Source organism: Paracoccus seriniphilus, from assembly GCF_028553745.1.
GTDB lineage: Bacteria > Pseudomonadota > Alphaproteobacteria > Rhodobacterales > Rhodobacteraceae > Paracoccus > Paracoccus seriniphilus.
The window spans coordinates 1,136,061-1,154,420 of sequence record NZ_CP067129.1; the positions used below are offsets into that span (position 1 = coordinate 1,136,061).

17 protein-coding genes, 2 tRNA genes and 1 riboswitch are annotated in these 18,360 nt (G+C 61.1%); of the genes, 12 read left to right on the forward strand and 7 right to left on the reverse strand.

What is annotated here, in order from left to right; all coding sequences use genetic code 11:
• The first annotated feature begins 8 nt into the window (after positions 1-8).
• From JHW44_RS05610 to trpE, 4 genes are all read left to right on the forward strand, one after another.
• On the forward strand, positions 9-761 hold the full coding sequence (locus tag JHW44_RS05610; RefSeq protein WP_089343024.1) for a hypothetical protein: 753 nt from the start codon (positions 9-11) through the stop codon (positions 759-761).
• 1 nt (position 762) lies between these two features.
• Positions 763-1,938, forward strand: a complete 1,176-nt coding sequence (locus JHW44_RS05615) for an aminotransferase (RefSeq protein WP_089343023.1) — start codon at positions 763-765, stop codon at positions 1,936-1,938.
• A gap of 66 nt (positions 1,939-2,004) precedes the next feature.
• The gene (locus JHW44_RS05620) at positions 2,005-3,954 is read left to right on the forward strand and encodes a peptidylprolyl isomerase (protein ID WP_245846821.1); all 1,950 of its coding nucleotides are present in this window, start codon (positions 2,005-2,007) and stop codon (positions 3,952-3,954) included.
• Positions 3,954-5,459, forward strand: a complete 1,506-nt coding sequence (trpE, locus tag JHW44_RS05625) for an anthranilate synthase component I (protein WP_089343022.1) — start codon at positions 3,954-3,956, stop codon at positions 5,457-5,459. The genes JHW44_RS05620 and trpE overlap by 1 nt, the downstream gene beginning before the upstream one ends.
• Before the next feature lie 88 nt (positions 5,460-5,547).
• Here the strand turns inward: trpE and JHW44_RS05630 are convergent, their stop codons facing one another.
• The 4 genes from JHW44_RS05630 to fabI form a co-directional block, all read right to left on the reverse strand.
• The gene (locus tag JHW44_RS05630) at positions 5,548-6,339 is read right to left on the reverse strand and encodes a PRC-barrel domain-containing protein (protein ID WP_089343021.1); all 792 of its coding nucleotides are present in this window, start codon (positions 6,337-6,339) and stop codon (positions 5,548-5,550) included.
• Positions 6,340-6,580: 241 nt separating this feature from the next.
• The gene (gene gpt / locus JHW44_RS05635) at positions 6,581-7,069 is read right to left on the reverse strand and encodes a xanthine phosphoribosyltransferase (RefSeq protein ID WP_089343020.1); all 489 of its coding nucleotides are present in this window, start codon (positions 7,067-7,069) and stop codon (positions 6,581-6,583) included.
• Between the two features lie 13 nt (positions 7,070-7,082).
• Entirely contained in the window at positions 7,083-7,697 is a 615-nt protein-coding gene (locus tag JHW44_RS05640) for a LysE family translocator (protein ID WP_245846820.1), read from the reverse strand.
• A 29-nt stretch (positions 7,698-7,726) separates the two neighbouring features.
• The gene (gene fabI / locus JHW44_RS05645; protein WP_089343019.1) at positions 7,727-8,554 is read right to left on the reverse strand and encodes an enoyl-ACP reductase FabI; all 828 of its coding nucleotides are present in this window, start codon (positions 8,552-8,554) and stop codon (positions 7,727-7,729) included.
• An 81-nt stretch (positions 8,555-8,635) separates the two neighbouring features.
• On the opposite strand from fabI, the gene pdxH reads away from it, so the two are divergent.
• From pdxH to JHW44_RS05665, 4 genes are all read left to right on the forward strand, one after another.
• Positions 8,636-9,250: a pyridoxamine 5'-phosphate oxidase gene (gene pdxH / locus JHW44_RS05650; RefSeq protein ID WP_089343018.1), complete on the forward strand. Its 615-nt coding sequence runs from the start codon at positions 8,636-8,638 to the stop codon at positions 9,248-9,250.
• A 192-nt stretch (positions 9,251-9,442) separates the two neighbouring features.
• Positions 9,443-10,024: a cold-shock protein gene (locus JHW44_RS05655; RefSeq protein WP_272850305.1), complete on the forward strand. Its 582-nt coding sequence runs from the start codon at positions 9,443-9,445 to the stop codon at positions 10,022-10,024.
• A 76-nt stretch (positions 10,025-10,100) separates the two neighbouring features.
• Positions 10,101-10,547, forward strand: a complete 447-nt coding sequence (locus JHW44_RS05660) for a DUF192 domain-containing protein (RefSeq protein ID WP_245846818.1) — start codon at positions 10,101-10,103, stop codon at positions 10,545-10,547.
• A 44-nt stretch (positions 10,548-10,591) separates the two neighbouring features.
• Positions 10,592-10,668 (forward strand) — tRNA-Pro (locus tag JHW44_RS05665).
• Between the two features lie 215 nt (positions 10,669-10,883).
• On the opposite strand, the gene JHW44_RS05670 is transcribed toward JHW44_RS05665, so the two are convergent.
• Positions 10,884-10,968: transfer RNA gene (locus tag JHW44_RS05670), tRNA-Leu, on the reverse strand.
• A gap of 48 nt (positions 10,969-11,016) precedes the next feature.
• Complete coding sequence (locus tag JHW44_RS05675) at positions 11,017-12,591, reverse strand: NAD(P)H-hydrate dehydratase (protein ID WP_336385717.1); 1,575 nt, start codon at positions 12,589-12,591, stop codon at positions 11,017-11,019.
• 152 nt (positions 12,592-12,743) lie between these two features.
• On the opposite strand from JHW44_RS05675, the gene JHW44_RS05680 reads away from it, so the two are divergent.
• The 3 genes from JHW44_RS05680 (at position 12,744) to JHW44_RS05690 (ending at position 15,008) form a co-directional block, all read left to right on the forward strand.
• Entirely contained in the window at positions 12,744-13,082 is a 339-nt protein-coding gene (locus JHW44_RS05680; protein ID WP_089343015.1) for a P-II family nitrogen regulator, read from the forward strand.
• Between the two features lie 75 nt (positions 13,083-13,157).
• Positions 13,158-14,564 carry a type I glutamate--ammonia ligase gene (gene glnA, locus JHW44_RS05685; protein ID WP_089343281.1) on the forward strand — a complete coding sequence of 469 codons (1,407 nt, stop codon included), beginning with the start codon at positions 13,158-13,160 and terminating at the stop codon, positions 14,562-14,564.
• A 180-nt stretch (positions 14,565-14,744) separates the two neighbouring features.
• On the forward strand, positions 14,745-15,008 hold the full coding sequence (locus JHW44_RS05690) for a hypothetical protein (protein ID WP_089343014.1): 264 nt from the start codon (positions 14,745-14,747) through the stop codon (positions 15,006-15,008).
• 114 nt (positions 15,009-15,122) lie between these two features.
• Here JHW44_RS05690 and JHW44_RS05695 read toward each other — a convergent pair whose 3' ends face one another.
• Positions 15,123-16,124, reverse strand: coding sequence for a Hint domain-containing protein (locus JHW44_RS05695; RefSeq protein ID WP_089343013.1), 1,002 nt, complete (start codon positions 16,122-16,124; stop codon positions 15,123-15,125).
• 155 nt (positions 16,125-16,279) lie between these two features.
• Positions 16,280-16,403: riboswitch (TPP riboswitch) on the forward strand.
• 99 nt (positions 16,404-16,502) lie between these two features.
• On the opposite strand from JHW44_RS05695, the gene thiC reads away from it, so the two are divergent.
• The gene (thiC, locus tag JHW44_RS05700; protein ID WP_089343012.1) at positions 16,503-18,305 is read left to right on the forward strand and encodes a phosphomethylpyrimidine synthase ThiC; all 1,803 of its coding nucleotides are present in this window, start codon (positions 16,503-16,505) and stop codon (positions 18,303-18,305) included.
• The last annotated feature ends 55 nt before the right edge of the window (positions 18,306-18,360 follow it).

Sequence of the window (18,360 nt, forward strand, 5' to 3'; positions counted from 1 at the left end):
AGAGGCGCATGGCACGCGGTTTCTGGACAGGTTTGGGACATGGGGCGGCGCTGAGCGCCGGGCTTCTGGCTGTCATGTCGGTTGTGATCCCCATGTCCGATGAGAACAACACGAATGAGACACCGGCCGGCATCGCGTCCCGGCCCGATGAAGCGGCTGATTCTGCGGATGCGAATGCGGCCAGGCCTGCGCCGTCCGAAACAGCCGCCCCCCCGGCTGCGGACGCGCCTCTGGCCGGGGCGGTGGATTTGCCGGTCGGGTCCGAGTTCGGACGGGGGGATGATATTGCCCCACGCCAGCCCGCTCCTCTTGCTGCACCATCCGCGCGGTCGGGGCCGCGCGATGCCCCGGCAGTGGCCGCCCCGGCGGCCGAACCGGCCCCGGTCGCGATCACCGGGGACAATGAACGCCCGCAGACACAGGATGATCCGCGCCAGCCCGCGCAGATCACCGCCTCGGGTAGCAGCGAGGGCCCGGAGCTGACGCGGCCTGCCGCGCTGGATTCGCCGGTCCTGAACGTGGCGCCGCAAATGGCCATATCGGCTGAGCAGGACCAGACACCCGAGACCCGTTTCGTCTTTGAGGAGAGACCTGCCCCCGAAGAACCGAAACCGGTGGCTGCCGCAACCGCGCCACGGCAACCGGCGGCCTCGCCGGCAGTTGAAGACGGTGCCGAACGGGCGCCCGCGATGCCCTCGCCGGGGCTGGATCTTTCATTGCCCCCCGATCTTTCCGATCTTCGCAGTTTAGGACGCGACTGACATGACAGCTTTCAATCCCGCTCTGCTTGCGACTTTCGCGCCGCCCGTGATGGAGGCGCGGCGCTGGCTGAATGGAGTTACCTTCGATGTCGACCGGCCCTTGATCAATGTCAGTCAGGCGGCCCCGGTCGACCCGCCCCCCGAAGGTCTGCGTCGCGCCATTGCCGAGGCCGCTCTGTCCGCGCCCGAGGCGCATCTTTACGGACCGGTTCTGGGCAACCAGGATCTGCGCGAGGAAGTCGCGCTGGAATTCTCGCGCGCCTATGGCGGTGATGTTCAGGCCGGTCAGGTTGCCATCACGCAGGGTTGCAATCAGGCCTTTTGCGCGGCCATCGCGACGCTGGCGACGGCGGGCGATGACGTGATCTTGCCCACGCCCTGGTATTTCAATCACAAGATGTGGCTGGACATGCAGGGGATCGCGGCGCAGCCCTTGCGCTGCAAGGCGGACATGCTGCCCGATCCCGATGAGGCCGCCGGGATGATCGGGCCGAAAACCAGGGCAATCGTTCTGGTCTCGCCCAACAATCCTTCCGGCGCGGAATATCCGGCCGAACTGTTGGACCGGTTCCATGATCTGGCCCGGCAGCGCGGGATCGCATTGATCATCGACGAAACCTATCGTGATTTCGACAGCCGCGAAGGTGCGCCGCACAACCTGCTGACACGGCCTGACCGGGATGACACGCTCATTCAGCTCTATTCCTTTTCCAAGGCCTACAAGCTGACGGGGCATCGGGTCGGGGCGCTGCTGGCATCGACCGAACGGATGGCGCAGGTCGAGAAGTTCCTGGACACCGTGGCGATCTCGACCTCTCAACTGGGGCAGATCGGCGCGCTGTGGGGAATGCGCAACCTGCGTGACTGGCTGGCGCAGGAACGGCAAGAGATCCTGTCGCGTCGCGCGGCCACGGTCGCGGCTCTTCAGGGGCTGGAAGGCTGGAAATTGAAAAGCGCGGGTGCCTATTTCGCCTGGGTCGAGCATCCCTTTGCCGAAAGTTCGGCGGCTCTGGCACCACGTCTGGTGCGCGAGGCCGGGGTGCTGGCATTGCCGGGCACGATGTTCACCCCGGACTCGGACCCGACAGGCCCGCGGCATTTCCGTCTGGCCTTTGCCAATGTCGATGCCGCCGGAATCGAACAACTTGCGGCGAGGCTGGCGGGCTTTGCTGCCTGAACACTTGTGGCTGCCAAGCGCGCGCCCTAAAGACTGCGCTGATACGTCCTCGGGAAAGGCCGCACCATGAAAAATTTGCGAACGCATGGAAAATCAACGGTTGTCTGGCTGCTGATGGGCCTTTTGATACTGGGGCTTGGCGGCTTTGGCGTGACCAGTTTTTCGGGAGGTTCCTCGGAAATCGGTTCTGTGGGCGAGACCAAGATCACGGCGGATGAATATGCCCGTGCCCTGCAAAGCCAGATCAATGAATACAGCCGTCAGACCGGCCAGCCGCTGACCATGGCGCAGGCGGCAAGCATTGGCCTGCCGCAGGCGGTTCAGGCGCAGCTGTTCACCGGGGCTGCACTGGAAGAGCAGGCGCGCAGGATCGGTGTGTCCGTCGGCGATGAACGCGTGGCGAAGACCATTCTGGATGCCGCTGCATTTCGCGGCCCGAACGGCAAATTCGACCGCACCGCCTATCGCGAGGTCCTGAACCGCCAGCAGATGACCGAAGCCGAATTCGAGACTGCCATTCGCAGCGACGAGGCACGCCTGTTGATCCAGCGTTCCGTGGCCGGCGGCGTTGTCGCCCCCGCGCCGATGGTGGATCTGACGGCGGCATGGCTGCTGGGAACGCGCGATCTGGCCTGGGTTGAACTGGATGAGGATCAACTGCCATCCCCCGTGGCCGATCCCGACGAAGACGCGCTGCATGCCTGGCATGAAGCCAATGCGGATCGCTTTACCAGTCCTGAAACGCGCAAGATCAGCTATGTCTGGCTGACACCCGAGATGCTGACGGATGAGGTGCAGCTGGACGAGGCGGCCTTGCGTGACGCCTATGAGGCGCAGATCGACAAATATCGTCAGCCCGAACGCCGGCTGGTCAGCCGCCTGGTCTTTCCGACTCTGGAAGAAGCCCAGCAGGCCATGGCCAGCATCGAAGCGGGCGAGGCAAGCTTTGATACCTATGTGACGCAACGTGGGCTGACCACCGATGACGTGGAACTGGGCGAACTGACCAAGGCGGAACTGGACGCGGCGGGCGATGCGGTCTTTGCGCTGGACAATCCCGGTGTCGTCGGTCCGATCGACACCGCCCTGGGACCGGCATTGTTCTCGATGAATGCCATTCTGGATCCGGTCGACATTCCCTTCGAGGACGCCCGTGAAGGTCTGCGCGCCGAAGCTGCGCTGGATCGCGCCGCGCGGATGGTCGATGATCTTTCCTCTGGCTTTGAAGACCTGCTGGCCGGTGGCGCAACGCTGGAGGACATGGCCGATGAAACCCGGATGCAGATGGGACAGATCGACTGGGTCAGCGGCAGCCCGGCCGAGGCAAGCGGAATTTCCGGATACGAAGCCTTCCGCGAAATGGCCGAAACGGTCACCGAACAGGATTTCCCCGAGCTGTTCCAGCTGGACGATGGCGGGGTCTTTGCCCTGCGTCTGGATGAGGTCGTGCCGCCGGCACTGATTCCCTTCGAGGATGTGCGCGAGGAGGTCGAGGCCGACTGGCGCGCGGCCGAGATCCATCGCCAGTTGCTGTCACTTGCCGAAGAAAAGAAGGTCGAGATCACGGCAGCGCGGGATCCGGCGCCGGTTCCCGCGGCAAGCGCCGTTTCGCGTGTTGCGCTGCCCGAAGATGCCCCGGAAGAGGACGAGGGGGCACTGGTCGAAACCGCTGCCGAACCCGAACTGTCCTGGACGGTTGAAACCGACATGCGCCGTGACGGCTGGATCGAGGATGTGCCCGCCGATGTGCTGATCCATGCCTTCTCGATGAAGGATGTCGGAGCGGTGGATGTTGTCGATGCGCAGCAACGCGTCTTTCTTGTCCGGCTGGACGCCATTCACCAGCCCGATCTTTCCGAGGAAGAAGCGCTGCGCGTGAAGGAAGCCGTGTCTGCCCGCCTCGAACAATCCCTGCAGGCGGATCTGTTCGACTATTATGCCCGCGCGGCGCAACGCAAAGGCGGCATCCAGGTCAATCAGGCCGCGATAAACGCGATCAACGCCCAGGTATACTGATGGAACTGACACCGGAATTTGCCGCCTTTGAAGCCGGCTGGAAAGCAGGGCAGAACCAGCTGGTGACGATCCGGCTGGCTGCCGATCTGGATACGCCGGTCAGCCTGATGCTGAAACTGGCCGAAGCCGCACCGATGAGCTTCATGCTGGAATCCGTGACTGGCGGAGAACTGCGCGGACGCTATTCGATCGTCGGAATGAAGCCGGACCTGATCTGGGAATGTCGCGACGGGAAAGCACGGCTGAACCGGCAGGCCCGTTTTGCCGAGGATTTCGAGGCAGACGAGCGTCCGGCGCTGGACAGCCTGCGTGCCTTGATTGCCGAAAGCCGGATCGAGTCGCTGCCCGAGGGCGTGCCTCCGGCGGCGGCAGGGCTGTTCGGCTATCTTGGCTATGACATGATCCGGCTGGTGGAATCCCTGCCGGATGTGAACCCCGATCCGCTCGACCTGCCCGACGCCATGCTGATCCGCCCCTCGGTCGTGGCGGTGCTGGATGGCGTCAAGGGCGAGGTGACGCTTTGCGCGCCGGCCTGGCATGATGGCAGCGACAATGCCCGCGCCGCCTATGCCCGCGCCGCCGAGCGCGTGATGGATGCGCTGCGGGCGCTGGACCGCCAGCCCTCGGAACCGCGTGCCTTGGGGAATGATGCCGAGATTGGCGAACCGGTGTCCAATTTCGCGCGGGACGACTATCTGGCCGCAGTTGAAAAGGCCAAGGATTACATCCGCGCGGGTGATATCTTTCAGGTGGTGCCCTCGCAGCGCTGGCGCATGGATTTCCCGTTGCCGCCTTTCGCGCTGTATCGTTCCCTGCGGCGCACCAACCCTTCGCCCTTCATGTTCTTTCTGAACATGGGCGGTTTCCAGATCGTCGGGGCCAGCCCCGAAATTCTGGTGCGTCTGCGCGATGGCGAGGTCACGATCCGGCCGATTGCCGGCACGCGCAAACGTGGCGCGGATGCGGCCGAGGACAAGGCGTTGGAAGCCGACCTGCTGTCGGATCAGAAGGAACTGGCCGAGCATCTGATGCTGCTGGATCTGGGGCGCAACGATGTGGGGCGGGTGGCCAAACCGGGGACCGTTCGCCCGACCGAGCAGTTCACCATCGAGCGCTACAGCCATGTCATGCATATCGTCTCGAATGTCGTGGGCGAGTTGCGCGAGGGCGAGGACGGCCTGTCGGCGCTGCTGGCTGGTCTGCCTGCGGGGACCGTGTCGGGTGCGCCCAAGGTTCGCGCCATGCAGATCATTGACGAGCTGGAGCCTGAAAAGCGCGGGGTTTACGCTGGCGCGGTCGGCTATTTCGCTGCCAATGGTGAAATGGACATGTGCATTGCCCTGCGCACCGGGGTCGTGAAGGATGAGGCCCTGTATATCCAGGCCGGCGGTGGCGTCGTCTATGACAGTGATCCGGAAGCCGAATTCGAGGAAACCGTCAACAAGAGTCGTGCCCTGCGCCGTGCGGCTGAAGAGGCGGCAAGGTTCGTGCGCGGCAACCGCTGAACCGACGCCGTGGCGTGACAACGATGAAGAAAGGCGGCCCGAGGGCCGCCTTTTTCATGTCGGTTGCTTGTCGGTGCGCAAGACCGGATCAGTCGGTTGCGGGTTGCTTTTCATCCGCCATACCGCCTTCCATTGCGGGTTCGGCCTCCATGCTGGTCTTGTCCATGTCGCCTTCCATCCCTTCGGCCGGCATGGCGTCATGGCCTTCCATGGCTGCGTCACCCTCCATTGGGTCTGCAGCATCCGCAGCCGGCATGGTGTCCCCGGCCATATCATCTGCCGGCATCGCGGCGGGATCGGCGGCAGGGGCAGCAGGTGCCATGGTGGACTCTGCCGCATCCGTTTCCATTCCGGCCGCAGGCAGGACGTCCGGAGCGCTGTCACGGTCGCGGAACACATATTCCGGTGCTGCTTCGGCCTCTTCCTCGCTCAATTCGCTCATGATCTCTTGCGCGTCATAGTTGACGCTCAACTGGTCCCATGGGACAGCGATCTGTTTTTCGCCGATGCCCAGAAAACCGCCGACACCGATGATGGCCGCAATCATCCTGCCGCTTTCGCCGTCAAGGATCAGGTCGTTGATGTCACCAATGGCCGCCCCATCAGGCGATGTCACCGTGGCATCGGTGATCCAGTCCAGCCGCAACTCGTTCCCGGCCTGCTGGCGGGCGATCTTTCCGCTGTCGGCAACTTCGGCAGCCATGGCCTCCTTGGCGGCTGCCTCATCCGCAGCGGGGTCAGCCGCCATGTCATTGGCGGCCGGATCCATGGCCATCGGGGCGGTTTCCGCATCCGTCGCCTGAGGCGCGGTGTCTTGGGCAAAGGCATGGCCAGTGGCCAGGGGAAGAACGAGAGCCGTTGTCAGAAATAGCTTGCGCATAATGGTCCTCCGTTAGGTCTTGCGCTCGACGGGCTGCCCGGCGAGGCGCTTCGGGGACTCAATGAGTGACGGCGTTTCCAAGTTCCTGCAGATGGTGAAATTCGGCACGAATTTGCCGCGGGAACATCACGCGCAGGTGTGGTTTGAAAAAAGGTGAGGTGAATAAGTCAATCAAATAAATGGGTTGCGTCGTGTTGCAAACCGGCGGCGGCCTTTTGCTCAGCCGCCGCCCTTGTCTGTCTCAGTCTTCACCGCGATAGGGCTGGACATATTGCAGTGCCATGTCCCAGGGGAAGAAGATCCATGTGTCCTGGCTGACCTCGGTGACATAGCTTTGCACGATGGGCTTGCCCTTGGGCTTGGCATAGACGGTCGCCAGATGAGCCTTGGGATACATCTTGCGGATCAGCTCCAGCGTGCGCCCTGAATCCACCAGATCGTCAACGACCAGGATGCCCTCGCCATCGCCCATCAGCGCGGCATCGGGTTCCTTCAGAACCTTCAGCCCGCCCTGTTCCTGTTTGTGATAGGATTTGATGCTGATCGTGTCGATGGTGCGAATGTCCAGTTCGCGCGCGACGATCATCGCGGGCACCAGGCCGCCCCGTGTGACCGCCACGACGGCGCGCCAGTCCTTGCCGTCCAGCCGCCAGGCCAGGGCTCGGGCATCGCGGTGCAATTGATCCCAACTGACATGGAATCCCTTTTCGTGGGGGAGGCGGTCTATCATGATTTGATCTCCTTCAGTGGCGCAGGATCAGGGAAAGCCCAAGCAGTCCGATGGCAGATGCGGCGATGCGGTCGATCCAGAATTTGGCTGCATAATAGCGCCGCCTCAGCAATGGCAAGGCCATCAGGCAGGACAGCGCCGTATAAAAGGAAAGTTCAAGTGATACGGCTGTCAGATAGATCACGCCCTTGTCGGCCAATGAGAGGGTGACGGGAAAGATCGACAGCAGCACGGCAGAATAGAACAGTGCGGGCTTGGGGTTGGACAGGTTCAGCGTCATGCCGCCCCGGAAGTTCATGCCCAATTGTGCCTCGGCCGGGTCGGGTAGCGGCTCGGGCGCTCCGCGCCACATCTTGTGGGCAACCCACAGCAGATAGAGCCCGCCGATGAACTTCATGACCGTGAAGGTCCAGGGCAGGATACGGAACACCACCGTCAGCCCCAGCAAGGCCCCCAGACACCACAGCGATGCGCCGAAGGCCAGTCCCCATCCATAGGGCAGGGCGCGTTGACGTCCCATTGCAAAGGCAGACTGGCTGACGGCAATGACGCCCGGCCCGGGGGACAGGATGGCAACGGCCAGGGTGGCGGCGAACAGCGTCAGCTGTTCAGGGGTGATCTGCATCATATGTGCCCCGGCCGTTGCTTGGGATTGGATCAGTCTTTCTTGACCGTCGCGATATCCGGTGCATCCACGGCCTTCATGCCGACGACATGATAGCCGGCGTCGACATGATGGGTCTCGCCGGTCACGCCTGCGCCAAGGTGCGACAGCAGATACAGGGCCGAATTGCCGACATCTTCAGTCGTGACGTTGCGTCGCAGGGGCGAATTCAGCTCGTTCCATTTCATGATGTAACGGAAATCGCCGATGCCGCTGGCGGCAAGTGTCTTGATCGGACCGGCAGAGATGGCGTTGACGCGAATCCTGTCCTTGCCGAAATCCTCGGCAAGATAACGCACGCTGGCCTCAAGGGCGGCCTTGGCAACGCCCATGACATTGTAATGAGGCATCACGCGCTCGGCACCGTAATAGGTCAGGGTCAGCATGCTGCCGCCATCGGGCATCATGGCAGCGGCGCGACGTGCCACCGCGGTAAAGGAATAAACCGAGATGTCCATGGTCATCAGGAAGTTGTCGCGCGTGGTTTCGGCATAGCGGCCGCGCAGCTGTTCCTTGTCCGAAAAGCCGATTGCATGGACGATGAAGTCGATTTTTTCCCAGCGTTCGCCCAGTTTTTCGAACAGCCCGTCAATCGAGGCCTCGTCGCTGACGTCGCAGGGCAGCACGAAATCCGAACCCAGTTTCGCAGCCAGCGGATCGACCCGTTTCTTCAGCGCCTCGCCCTGATAGGAAAAGGCCAGCTCGGCGCCTTCGGCGGCCAGAGCCCTTGCGATGCCCCAGGCGATGGACTTGTCGTTGGCCAGCCCCATGATGAGACCGCGTTTCCCAGCCATCAGACCAGTGTTCTGCTCGCTTGACATATATAGTCCCTCGCGCTTTCAACCCATTGGAACGGTGATTAGGGCAACTGTGCAGCCGCATCAAGCGCAAGGAAAACGATGATGAGTGACCGAACGGGGATATTTGCGGGCGACGACCCCTTCGATATCGCGCGCGAATGGCTGGATGAAGCCGGCAAGAGCGAGCCGAATGACCCCAATGCGATTGCCCTTGCCACGGTGGATGACGCGGGACTTCCGGATGTCAGGATGGTGTTGCTGAAGGAAATCGAGGGCCATGGCACCGAGGGTGCCTTCGTCTTCTATACCAATTATGAAAGCGCCAAAGGCAGGCAGATCGAGGCCACGGGCAAGGCCGCCTTTGTCATGCATTGGAAAACGCTGCGCCGCCAGATTCGCGTTCGGGGACTGGTCACGCGCGAGGATGGGCCCAAGGCGGATGAGTATTTTGCCAGCCGATCCCTCCAGTCGCGCCTGGGGGCCTGGGCGTCGGCGCAATCACGACCTCTTGATAGCCGAGGGCAACTGGTTGGTGCTGCAGCGAAACAGGGTATCATTCACGGAACCAATCCGAAACGTCCGCCATTCTGGGGCGGTTTCAGGATCGCGCCGGTTCAGATAGAATTCTGGAGTGATGGCGCATTCCGCTTGCATGACCGCTTCGTTTGGACCAAAGACCTTCGCTCGGGTTGGAAAGTCCAGAGGTTGTCGCCGTAAGGCTTGACCCAAAGAGCAAACAGCCTGACAATAGATAATGACGCCTTTTTTAGTTTTTTTCTATAAGCGCTTGATTGTTATAGATATTATTCATGAGGTGGATGATCTCCAGATCAGATTAGAACTGGGCCATGTTGAGGAATACGCGCGAAATGCGCGGTAAACGGTGAGAAGATGACGGAAGAAAACGGAATGAAGCTGGTGTCCGGGCAGGTCAAATGGTTTGACCCCGCGAAAGGCTATGGCTTCATCCTGAACAGCGAAGGTGGCCCCGATATCCTGCTGCACGCCAATGTGTTGAGGAATTTCGGAAGAAGCTCGGTCGCGGATCAATCTCATGTGAAGGTATGGGCCCAGCCTACCGCGCGGGGATTGCAGGCCAGTGAAGTCATTGAAATCACCCCTCCAGAGACGGATGGCACGGCGCCGATCGCCGATATCGACACGGCGATTATCGAACAGCTTGAAGCTCTGCCCCTGCGACCTGCGCGTGTCAAATGGTTCGACAAGGCCAAGGGCTTTGGTTTCGCCAATATCTTCGGCTATCCCGATGATGTCTTCATCCACGTCGAGGTCTTGCGTTACTCGGGCTTTGCCGATCTGGCCATTGGCGAGGCCGTGGGCATCCGTGTCGTAGAAGGCCCGCGTGGACTGATGGCGGCGCAGATCACCAGTTGGGACCGCGGCGACGAAGGTACAGCCCTTGTCCTGCCGCGCTATGATGACATGGATGAATTGCGCCAAGACAAGATTCTGGCTCATGTCGCCGAGTAAGGCATTCGGCTGCGCATGTCTGTCCTTGATTCTGGCAGGAGCCCTCGTTTCCGCTCCGGACCGGTCATATGCCGGGGTGAAACCTGTTGCACAGGCCAGCTGTGCGGTTGATCAGGCTTCCTTCCTGACCGCCGAAGGAACCGTCAGCTTTGACATCGAAATCGCTGATACGGCCGCCACGCGCGCGCAGGGATTGATGTTCCGGACCGAGCTGCCCCCGAATCACGGCATGTTGTTCATCTATGACACGGCGCGCCCGGTGTCCTTCTGGATGCGCAATACGCTGATTCCGCTGGATCTGGTTTTCATGGATTCACGCGGTGTGATTCGACATATTCACCCCATGGCCAGGCCGCTGGACGAAACACCCATCCCCGGTGCCCTCAAGGGGGATCCAAGGCCGGAAAGACTGATGGTTCTCGAGATTGCGGGCGGCGAGGCTGCGCGTCAGGGACTGGCGGTCGGGCAACCCATGGCCCATCCGGGATTGTCTGCGGGAACCGCGGCATGGCCTTGTCAATGAAAGCTCTTTCCTCTGCCGAAAGCTTCGGTTAGAAGCGCCTCAGTCGGGGCGTAGCGCAGCCTGGTAGCGCGACGGTTTTGGGTACCGTAGGTCGGAGGTTCGAATCCTCTCGCCCCGACCATCATTTAGCTGAAATTGAACCCTCCATCCTGCGTTTTTTCGCGAACCAGCCTGCCGAATCCTTTCGGCAAGGGGGCTGGATATGGCTGGTGATCCATCCGTCGGCGAGGGAACTCTGCAGCGCTGGCGTTCGGGATTCTCGACTGCAAGCGGTTGTCGCGCCATAGGACTGGGATACGCGCAAGCGATGCGACGAAGAATGATTTCAAATCAAGATGGTGCGGGTGGAGGGACTTGAACCCCCACGCCTTGCGGCGCCAGAACCTAAATCTGGTGCGTCTACCAGTTTCGCCACACCCGCATCGGAGGGTCTATTAGCAAGCTGCGCGGGCGGGGGCCAGCCCGAAAATCACACCTCCAGCGCGCGCAGAACGGATGGTATCTGTTCGGGCAGATCATCGGCGATCAGACCGGGGCCGAATTGGCGCGCGGCCTCTGCGTGCAGAAGCGCGGCCAGACCGGCTGCATGGAATGGCGGGATCGCGCGCGCCAGAAGGCCGGCTGCCATTCCGGCCAGAACATCTCCTGAGCCGGCGGTTGCCAGCCAGGGAACATCCAGCGCCGAATGGATGCAGCACTCGCCTGTCGGGGCTGCCACCACGGTATCAGGACCCTTGAGCAGGACAACGGCCCCGGATCGCGCAGAAGCATCTCGGGTGGCATCGATGCGGGAATGACATGTTTTTCCGGCCTGATGCTCGGCCTTGTGCAGTCGGGCAGCGATATCGGGGAAGAGGCGTGAGAATTCGCCTTCATGCGGGGTCAGGACGCAGCGGTCGTGCAGTTGCGCCAAGAGGCTGTCATCTCGGGCGATGGCGCTGAGGGCATCGGCATCCAGAATGCAGGGCAGGCGGGTCTGCAAGGCTGTGGGCAGCAGTTCTGCGGCGCGATTGATGCCGCAGCCGGGTCCAATGCAGATGCTGCTGATACGGCCATCGGTCAAGAGATCTGCCAGAGCGGCGCCGTCATCAATGGGGCGACGCATCAGCGCATCGGGCGGGCCGGCATGTTCCGGCATGGCCGGTTGCGGCGGGCACAGCGTTACCAGCCCCGCACCAAGCCGCAGGGCCGCGCGCGCCGACAGCCGCGCTGCCCCACCATGGCCGGCTGCGCCTGCGACGATGATGGCATGGCCGTGCCGATATTTGTGTCCTTCGGGGGATTTTCCCAGCAGACGGGGCAACCCGGGAGCGGCGTCGCCAGGTCGTCGGATCGCATGCAGCGGTTGGCGTTGCGTGGCGGCCGCCCGGCGCTGCGCAGAGATCCCGATATCGGCGATCACGACCTGCCCCGAGAGCAGGCATCCGGGCCGCAGCAGGTGGCCCGGCTTGGGGCTGTCGAAGGCAATCGTCATCCGGGCATGGGGAGCACGGCTCAATTGATCATCGGGCCAACCCAGCATGGCGCCACAGTCCAGGCACAGCCCGCTGACGCAGTCGATGGCATACAGTTTGTCGCGATAGCGCGGATCGTCACTGCCAAGCCGCTTCAGGATGGCCATGATCCGATGATCGGCGGGCCGCGTCAGACCTGTGCCAAAGATCGCATCGACATAAATGTCCGCCGGCGCTTCTCCATGCAGTTGCTCGTCGCTGAGCGGATGGATTGGCCCCAGTTCCTGCCACAGCGCTTTCATATGCGCGGCATCCGGCCCCGGCATGTTGTCCAGTCCCAGAACCCGCACCGACCATCCCGCGTGATGAAGCTGTCGGGCCACCACATAGCCGTCGCCGCCATTGTTGCCCGGCCCGCAGAGAATCACGGCGCGTCCGGGTTTCGGGTTCGCCAGCCGGATATGCCCTGCGGCAAGGGTTCCCGCGCGCTCCATCAGTTGCAGGCCGGTTGCCGCGCCGCTGTCGATTGCATCGGATTCGATGGCGCGCATTTGAGCGGTGGTCAGAATTTCGGAACCGAATAGCATCATGTTTGCCTAAATAATAGCCATTACGCACAAATTATATGCAAATACGCCCGCTCTTGTGGGCCGCCGGAAGGTTCGGTCGCATGCCGCATTTACCCCGCCCATGAAACCCGCCAATCAGGCTACAGGCAAGCCGCGAGGAAGGATCAATTACGATGAAAAAGATCGAGGCGATCATCAAGCCTTTCAAACTGGACGATGTGAAAGAAGCACTGCAGGAAGTTGGTGTTCAGGGTCTGTCCGTCACCGAGGTCAAGGGCTTCGGTCGTCAGAAAGGGCATACCGAACTTTATCGCGGCGCAGAATATGTCGTCGATTTTCTGCCGAAGGTGAAGATCGAGATGGTACTGCCGGACGATCAGGTTGAAGCTGCTGTCGACGCGATTGTCGATGCCGCAAGAACCGAGAAGATCGGCGACGGCAAGATTTTTGTGTCGCCGGTGGAGCAGGCTATCCGCATCCGCACGGGCGAAACTGGCGACGACGCGCTTTAAGCGCGGCTCGGCCAAGGGAAACGACCCGCCCGGTTGCTGCGGCTGTCGGGCGAGAATTTTGAAGAAAGGGAAGAGATGGAAATCCAAGACGTCTTGAAGCTGATGAAGGACGAAGAGATCGCATATGTCGACGTTCGCTTCACCGACCCCAAGGGCAAGCTTCAGCATGTGACCATAGATGTGGATCTGGTCGATGAAGACTTTTTCGAAGAAGGCTTCATGTTCGACGGCAGCTCGATCGCGGGCTGGAAATCCATTGACCAGTCGGACATGAAACTGGTTCCGGATACCTCGACGGTTTATGTCGATCCGTTCTATGCCGAAAAGACGCTTTGCGTGCATTGCAATGTGGCCGAGCCCGACACGGGCGAAGCCTATAGCCGCGACCCGCGTGGCACCGCCGTCAAGGCCGAGGCCTATCTGAAGTCCTCGGGCATCGGTGACGCCGCCTATTTCGGACCGGAAGCCGAGTTCTTCCTGTTCGACGATGTGCGCTATTCCGTCACGCCGCAGAAGGTCGCCTATCAGATCGACGCTGTGGACGCGGCCTGGAACACGGACACCGAATACGAAATGGGCAACCAGGCCCATCGTGCGGGTCACAAGGGCGGCTATTTCCCGGTCAACCCGATCGACGCCTCCCAAGACATCCGTGGCGAAATGCTGACGACCATGAAACGCATGGGCATGAAGGTCGACAAGCACCACCACGAGGTTGCCAGTGCGCAGCACGAGCTGGGTCTGATCTTTGGTTCGCTGACCGAACAGGCGGACAACATCCAGAAATACAAATATGTCATCCACAATGTGGCCGCTGCCTATGGCAAGACCGCGACCTTCATGCCCAAGCCCATGAAGGGCGACAACGGCTCGGGGATGCATGTGAACATGTCGATCTGGAAAGACGGCAAGCCGCTGTTCGCAGGCGACAAATATGCCGATCTCAGCCAGGAGGCCCTGTATTTCATCGGTGGCATCCTCAAGCATGCCAAGGCGCTGAACGCCCTGACGAACCCTTCGACCAACAGCTACAAGCGGTTGATTCCGGGTTTCGAAGCCCCTGTTCTGCGCGCCTATTCGGCACGTAACCGCTCGGGTTGCGTTCGTATTCCGTGGACGGAATCGCCCAAGGCGAAGCGTGTCGAAGCCCGCTTCCCCGATCCCTCGGCCAACCCCTATCTGTGCTTTGCGGCACTGCTGATGGCCGGTCTTGACGGCATCAAGAACAAGATCGATCCGGGTGCTGCTTCGGACAAGGATCTTTACGATCTGCCGCCCGAAGAACTGGCCGAAATCCCGACCGTCTGCGGTTCGCTGCGCGAAGCCCTGGAAGAGCTGGAAAAAGACATGGACTTCCTGCTGGCGGGCGACGTGTTCACGCGCGACCAACTGGAGGGCTACATGGCCCTGAAATGGGAAGAAGTGTATGAATACGAACATACGCCCCATCCGGTCGAATATCAGCTGTACTACTCCTGCTGATCGCCGTTTCGAAGACAGTGGAAAGGGGCGCCGTTAGGTGCCCCTTTTCATTTCGGTTCCTTCACGCTGGCGTGCGGGACCATCACGAAAACGTATGGGGTGAAATATAATCCCGGGTTCCTGCGTATCGCCTGTCAGAGCCAACACGGTTCACGTCATCAGATACAAGGAGCCAATATCATGACCTTCAAGAGTTTTTCCGCTATCCTGACCGCCGTTGCCGTTCTGGGTGCTGCCCTTCCCGCCAATGCGGCCCGCCAGGCGCATGAACGCCCCGATTTCCCGGTCAGGGCCAAGGCCGAGATTACCCGTCAGGTTGCCGCTAAATCGGTCCTGATCGGCAAGGAGCTGGTGCGTCGCGACATTGACGGTGATCGGCTGATTACCGTGACCGTTTTCCCGTCCAGCGGGCTGATCGACCCTTCCAGCCGTGGTGACCGTTGACACATGACGGCATTTGCCGACGTGGAAACGAAGGGACGAAGAAACCGATCCCGTCACGAAAGACGCGCGAAAGCACTGCCTTCGCGCGTCTTTTCACATGTGTTCAGTGGCGGATCAGGCGGCTGGCTGTCCGGCCTGAATTGGAATGTCGTTCATTGCATGACGGTTGATCAGCTGCTTTTGCCGCGCACCCTTGGGAATGATACGGGCCGGTTGTGGCGCGTGCACGCGCGATTTCAGTTCCGGAAAGATCGAGAACAGCTCTTGGCGCGCCTCGAACTCCAGCGCGTGCAGGGCGGCGGGGCCGGTAAACAGGCTTTCCGTGGCACAGCCTTCGGCAATCAGGATCTCATGATCGTCGAACAGAAGGTGGACATAGGTAACGCTTTCGACCGCATCATCGATATAGACGCCGGGCAGGGGGCACAGGCGCACGGCAGAGATCAGAACCTCGTCCTGCCCGAACATCCGTTGGGCCACCTTGGAACGCACAAGCATGCGATGCTGACGCGACACGACCAGATCGCGATGGGGCAATCCCTCGCCCAGGGCACCGGCCGTGATCCGCACCGGGAAAAGCTTGTGATTGGATTTCAGTTCATCGCGATCGATCGTGCGGCGCGCAATCCAGCGGATCGTCTTGACGGTCTCATACCCGTTGGTTGTGGTCATCACCTGATCGCCGACCTTCAGGTCATCAATGAGAACGGCAGAGCCATCCGCCCCGGTCATCTGCGTTCCAAGCGTGAAACATACGGGCCCCAGATCGTCGCGAGAGACACCACCCTGGCCAAGGACAAATGTCGTGCTGACAAGTGTCGCATCCGTCAGGATCGAGCCGTCGGTAGGCGTGAAATAGGCAGTGCCATCCGCCATTCCAAAGGTGATTCCCGTGATGGTCTGTTCGCTGCCATCAGCCAGACGAACTGTCACCGTATCGCCGGGGAAACTGTTCGAGATCGGCTCACCATTGAGTTCGTCACCCGAGCTGCCGAGGATTTCATCATCGTCATTTTCGTCGGTAAGCGTGACGAGGCTGACGGTCAGGACCGTTCCTTCAGGCGGAGGCGCGTATGGATCAAGCGTCCAGACTTGCTCGTTGAAACTCGTCGGCATCGGGTAAAATCTCACTATCTGAAAAATATATTGAATAAACTTTACGACAGTCCGGGCCTGAATGGAAACGTTCTTTGGGATAGGTTCGCTGCGTGCTTTCCGGAGTGATCGATTCTTCGACAATGGTTGACAATAGCCGGCAGTTCGGAAATCTTGCGCCCTGTCAGGGGAGTCCCGCCGAAGGGACTGAGAGGCTGATTGGCAGGGCAACCTGCGGTGACGCGACCCTTTGAACCTGACCCAGTTGAGACTGGCGTAGGAAGACCGAGGGACGAATCGCGTTCCTTGGGCCGTTGCGGCCGATCATGGCCGTTACCGGTCGCTTTCTGCCTCATACATCATCTCGGGTCTTTTCGAGTTGTGCTTGAGGAGACGCGCATGAACGATCAAAGACCTATCCCGCAGATCACCACCGGCCCCTTGCCGGCCTCCCGCAAGGTCTGGCACGCAGGCGAGCTTCATCCCGACATTCGCGTGCCCATGCGTGAGATCGACCTGCATGTTTCGGCCATGGAGCCGCCGGTCACCGTCTATGACAGTTCCGGTCCCTATTCCGATCCCGAGGCGCAGATCGACATCAACAGGGGGCTGCCGCGCCTGCGCGAAAGCTGGATCATGGCGCGCGGTGATGTCGAACGCTACGAGGGGCGGCAGGTCAAGCCCGAGGACAATGGCTTTGTTTCGGGCGACCGGCTGACGCCTGAATTCCCGGTTCGCAATCAGCCATTGCGCGCCAGGAAGGGCAAGGCGGTCAGCCAGATGGCCTATGCCCGCGCCGGTATCGTGACGCCGGAAATGGAGTTCGTCGCAATCCGAGAAAATCTGGGCCGGCGTGCCGCCAAGGAGAAACTGGTGCGCGACGGACATGACTGGGGTGCATCCATTCCCGACCATGTGACGCCGGAATTCGTCCGTCAGGAAGTGGCCAGCGGGCGCGCGATCATTCCCGCCAATATCAACCACCCCGAAATCGAACCCATGGCGATCGGCCGCAATTTCCTGGTCAAGATCAACGCCAATATCGGCAATTCGGCGGTGACCTCCTCGATGGAAGAGGAAGTCGAAAAGATGGTCTGGGCCACGCGTTGGGGGGCCGATACCGTCATGGATCTGTCCACCGGGCGCAATATCCACAACATCCGCGACTGGATCATCCGCAACAGCCCGGTGCCGATCGGCACGGTGCCACTGTATCAGGCGCTGGAAAAGGTCGGCGGCGTGGCCGAGGATCTGTCCTGGGAGGTGTTCCGCGACACGCTGATCGAACAGGCCGAGCAGGGCGTGGATTATTTCACCATCCACGCTGGCGTGCGCCTGCCTTTCATCCATCTGACCGCCGAACGCGTGACCGGCATCGTCAGCCGTGGCGGTTCGATCATGGCGAAATGGTGCCTGCATCATCACCGCGAGAGCTTCCTTTACGAGCATTTCGACGAAATCTGCGACATCATGCGCGCCTATGATGTCAGCTTCAGCCTGGGTGACGGGTTGCGGCCTGGCTCGATTGCCGACGCCAATGACGCTGCCCAATTCGCCGAGCTGGAAACCCTTGGAGAGCTGACGCAGATCGCCTGGGCCAAGGATTGCCAGGTGATGATCGAAGGTCCGGGTCATGTGCCGATGCACAAGATCAAGGAGAACATGGACAAGCAGCTGACCCATTGCGGCGAGGCGCCTTTCTATACGCTTGGGCCGCTGACCACCGATATCGCGCCGGGCTATGACCATATCACCAGTGCCATCGGTGCGGCGATGATCGGTTGGTTCGGCACCGCGATGCTGTGCTATGTCACCCCCAAGGAACATCTGGGCCTGCCTGACCGCGACGACGTGAAAACCGGTGTGATCACCTATAAGATCGCCGCCCATGCGGCCGATCTGGCCAAGGGTCATCCGGCGGCGAAACTGCGCGATGACGCCCTGTCACGGGCCCGTTTCGAGTTCCGTTGGGAAGACCAGTTCAACCTGTCGCTCGACCCGGAAACGGCGCGCTCGTTCCACGATCAGACCCTGCCCAAGGAGGCGCACAAGGTGGCGCATTTCTGTTCCATGTGCGGCCCGAAGTTCTGCTCGATGAAGATCAGCCATGACATCCGTGCTGAGGCCCGCTCCAAGGGCATGGAAGAAATGGCCGAGAAATATCGCGACGGCGGAGATCTCTATATGCCGGTCGAGGGCTAGGCCCGCCAGGGCCGGTGCGGCGCAATCTGCCTGTGATTGTGCTGCACCGGTCACG

Coding starts and splice junctions, on each gene's coding strand:
- JHW44_RS05610 (WP_089343024.1), top strand. CDS start 9: ATGGCACGCGGTTTCTGGACAGGTTTGGGACATGGGGCGGCGCTGAGC.
- JHW44_RS05615 (WP_089343023.1), top strand. CDS start 763: ATGACAGCTTTCAATCCCGCTCTGCTTGCGACTTTCGCGCCGCCCGTG.
- JHW44_RS05620 (WP_245846821.1), top strand. CDS start 2,005: ATGAAAAATTTGCGAACGCATGGAAAATCAACGGTTGTCTGGCTGCTG.
- trpE (WP_089343022.1), top strand. CDS start 3,954: ATGGAACTGACACCGGAATTTGCCGCCTTTGAAGCCGGCTGGAAAGCA.
- JHW44_RS05630 (WP_089343021.1), bottom strand. CDS start 6,339: ATGCGCAAGCTATTTCTGACAACGGCTCTCGTTCTTCCCCTGGCCACT.
- gpt (WP_089343020.1), bottom strand. CDS start 7,069: ATGATAGACCGCCTCCCCCACGAAAAGGGATTCCATGTCAGTTGGGAT.
- JHW44_RS05640 (WP_245846820.1), bottom strand. CDS start 7,697: ATGATGCAGATCACCCCTGAACAGCTGACGCTGTTCGCCGCCACCCTG.
- fabI (WP_089343019.1), bottom strand. CDS start 8,554: ATGTCAAGCGAGCAGAACACTGGTCTGATGGCTGGGAAACGCGGTCTC.
- pdxH (WP_089343018.1), top strand. CDS start 8,636: ATGAGTGACCGAACGGGGATATTTGCGGGCGACGACCCCTTCGATATC.
- JHW44_RS05655 (WP_272850305.1), top strand. CDS start 9,443: ATGAAGCTGGTGTCCGGGCAGGTCAAATGGTTTGACCCCGCGAAAGGC.
- JHW44_RS05675 (WP_336385717.1), bottom strand. CDS start 12,591: ATGATGCTATTCGGTTCCGAAATTCTGACCACCGCTCAAATGCGCGCC.
- JHW44_RS05680 (WP_089343015.1), top strand. CDS start 12,744: ATGAAAAAGATCGAGGCGATCATCAAGCCTTTCAAACTGGACGATGTG.
- glnA (WP_089343281.1), top strand. CDS start 13,158: ATGGAAATCCAAGACGTCTTGAAGCTGATGAAGGACGAAGAGATCGCA.
- JHW44_RS05690 (WP_089343014.1), top strand. CDS start 14,745: ATGACCTTCAAGAGTTTTTCCGCTATCCTGACCGCCGTTGCCGTTCTG.
- JHW44_RS05695 (WP_089343013.1), bottom strand. CDS start 16,124: ATGCCGACGAGTTTCAACGAGCAAGTCTGGACGCTTGATCCATACGCG.
- thiC (WP_089343012.1), top strand. CDS start 16,503: ATGAACGATCAAAGACCTATCCCGCAGATCACCACCGGCCCCTTGCCG.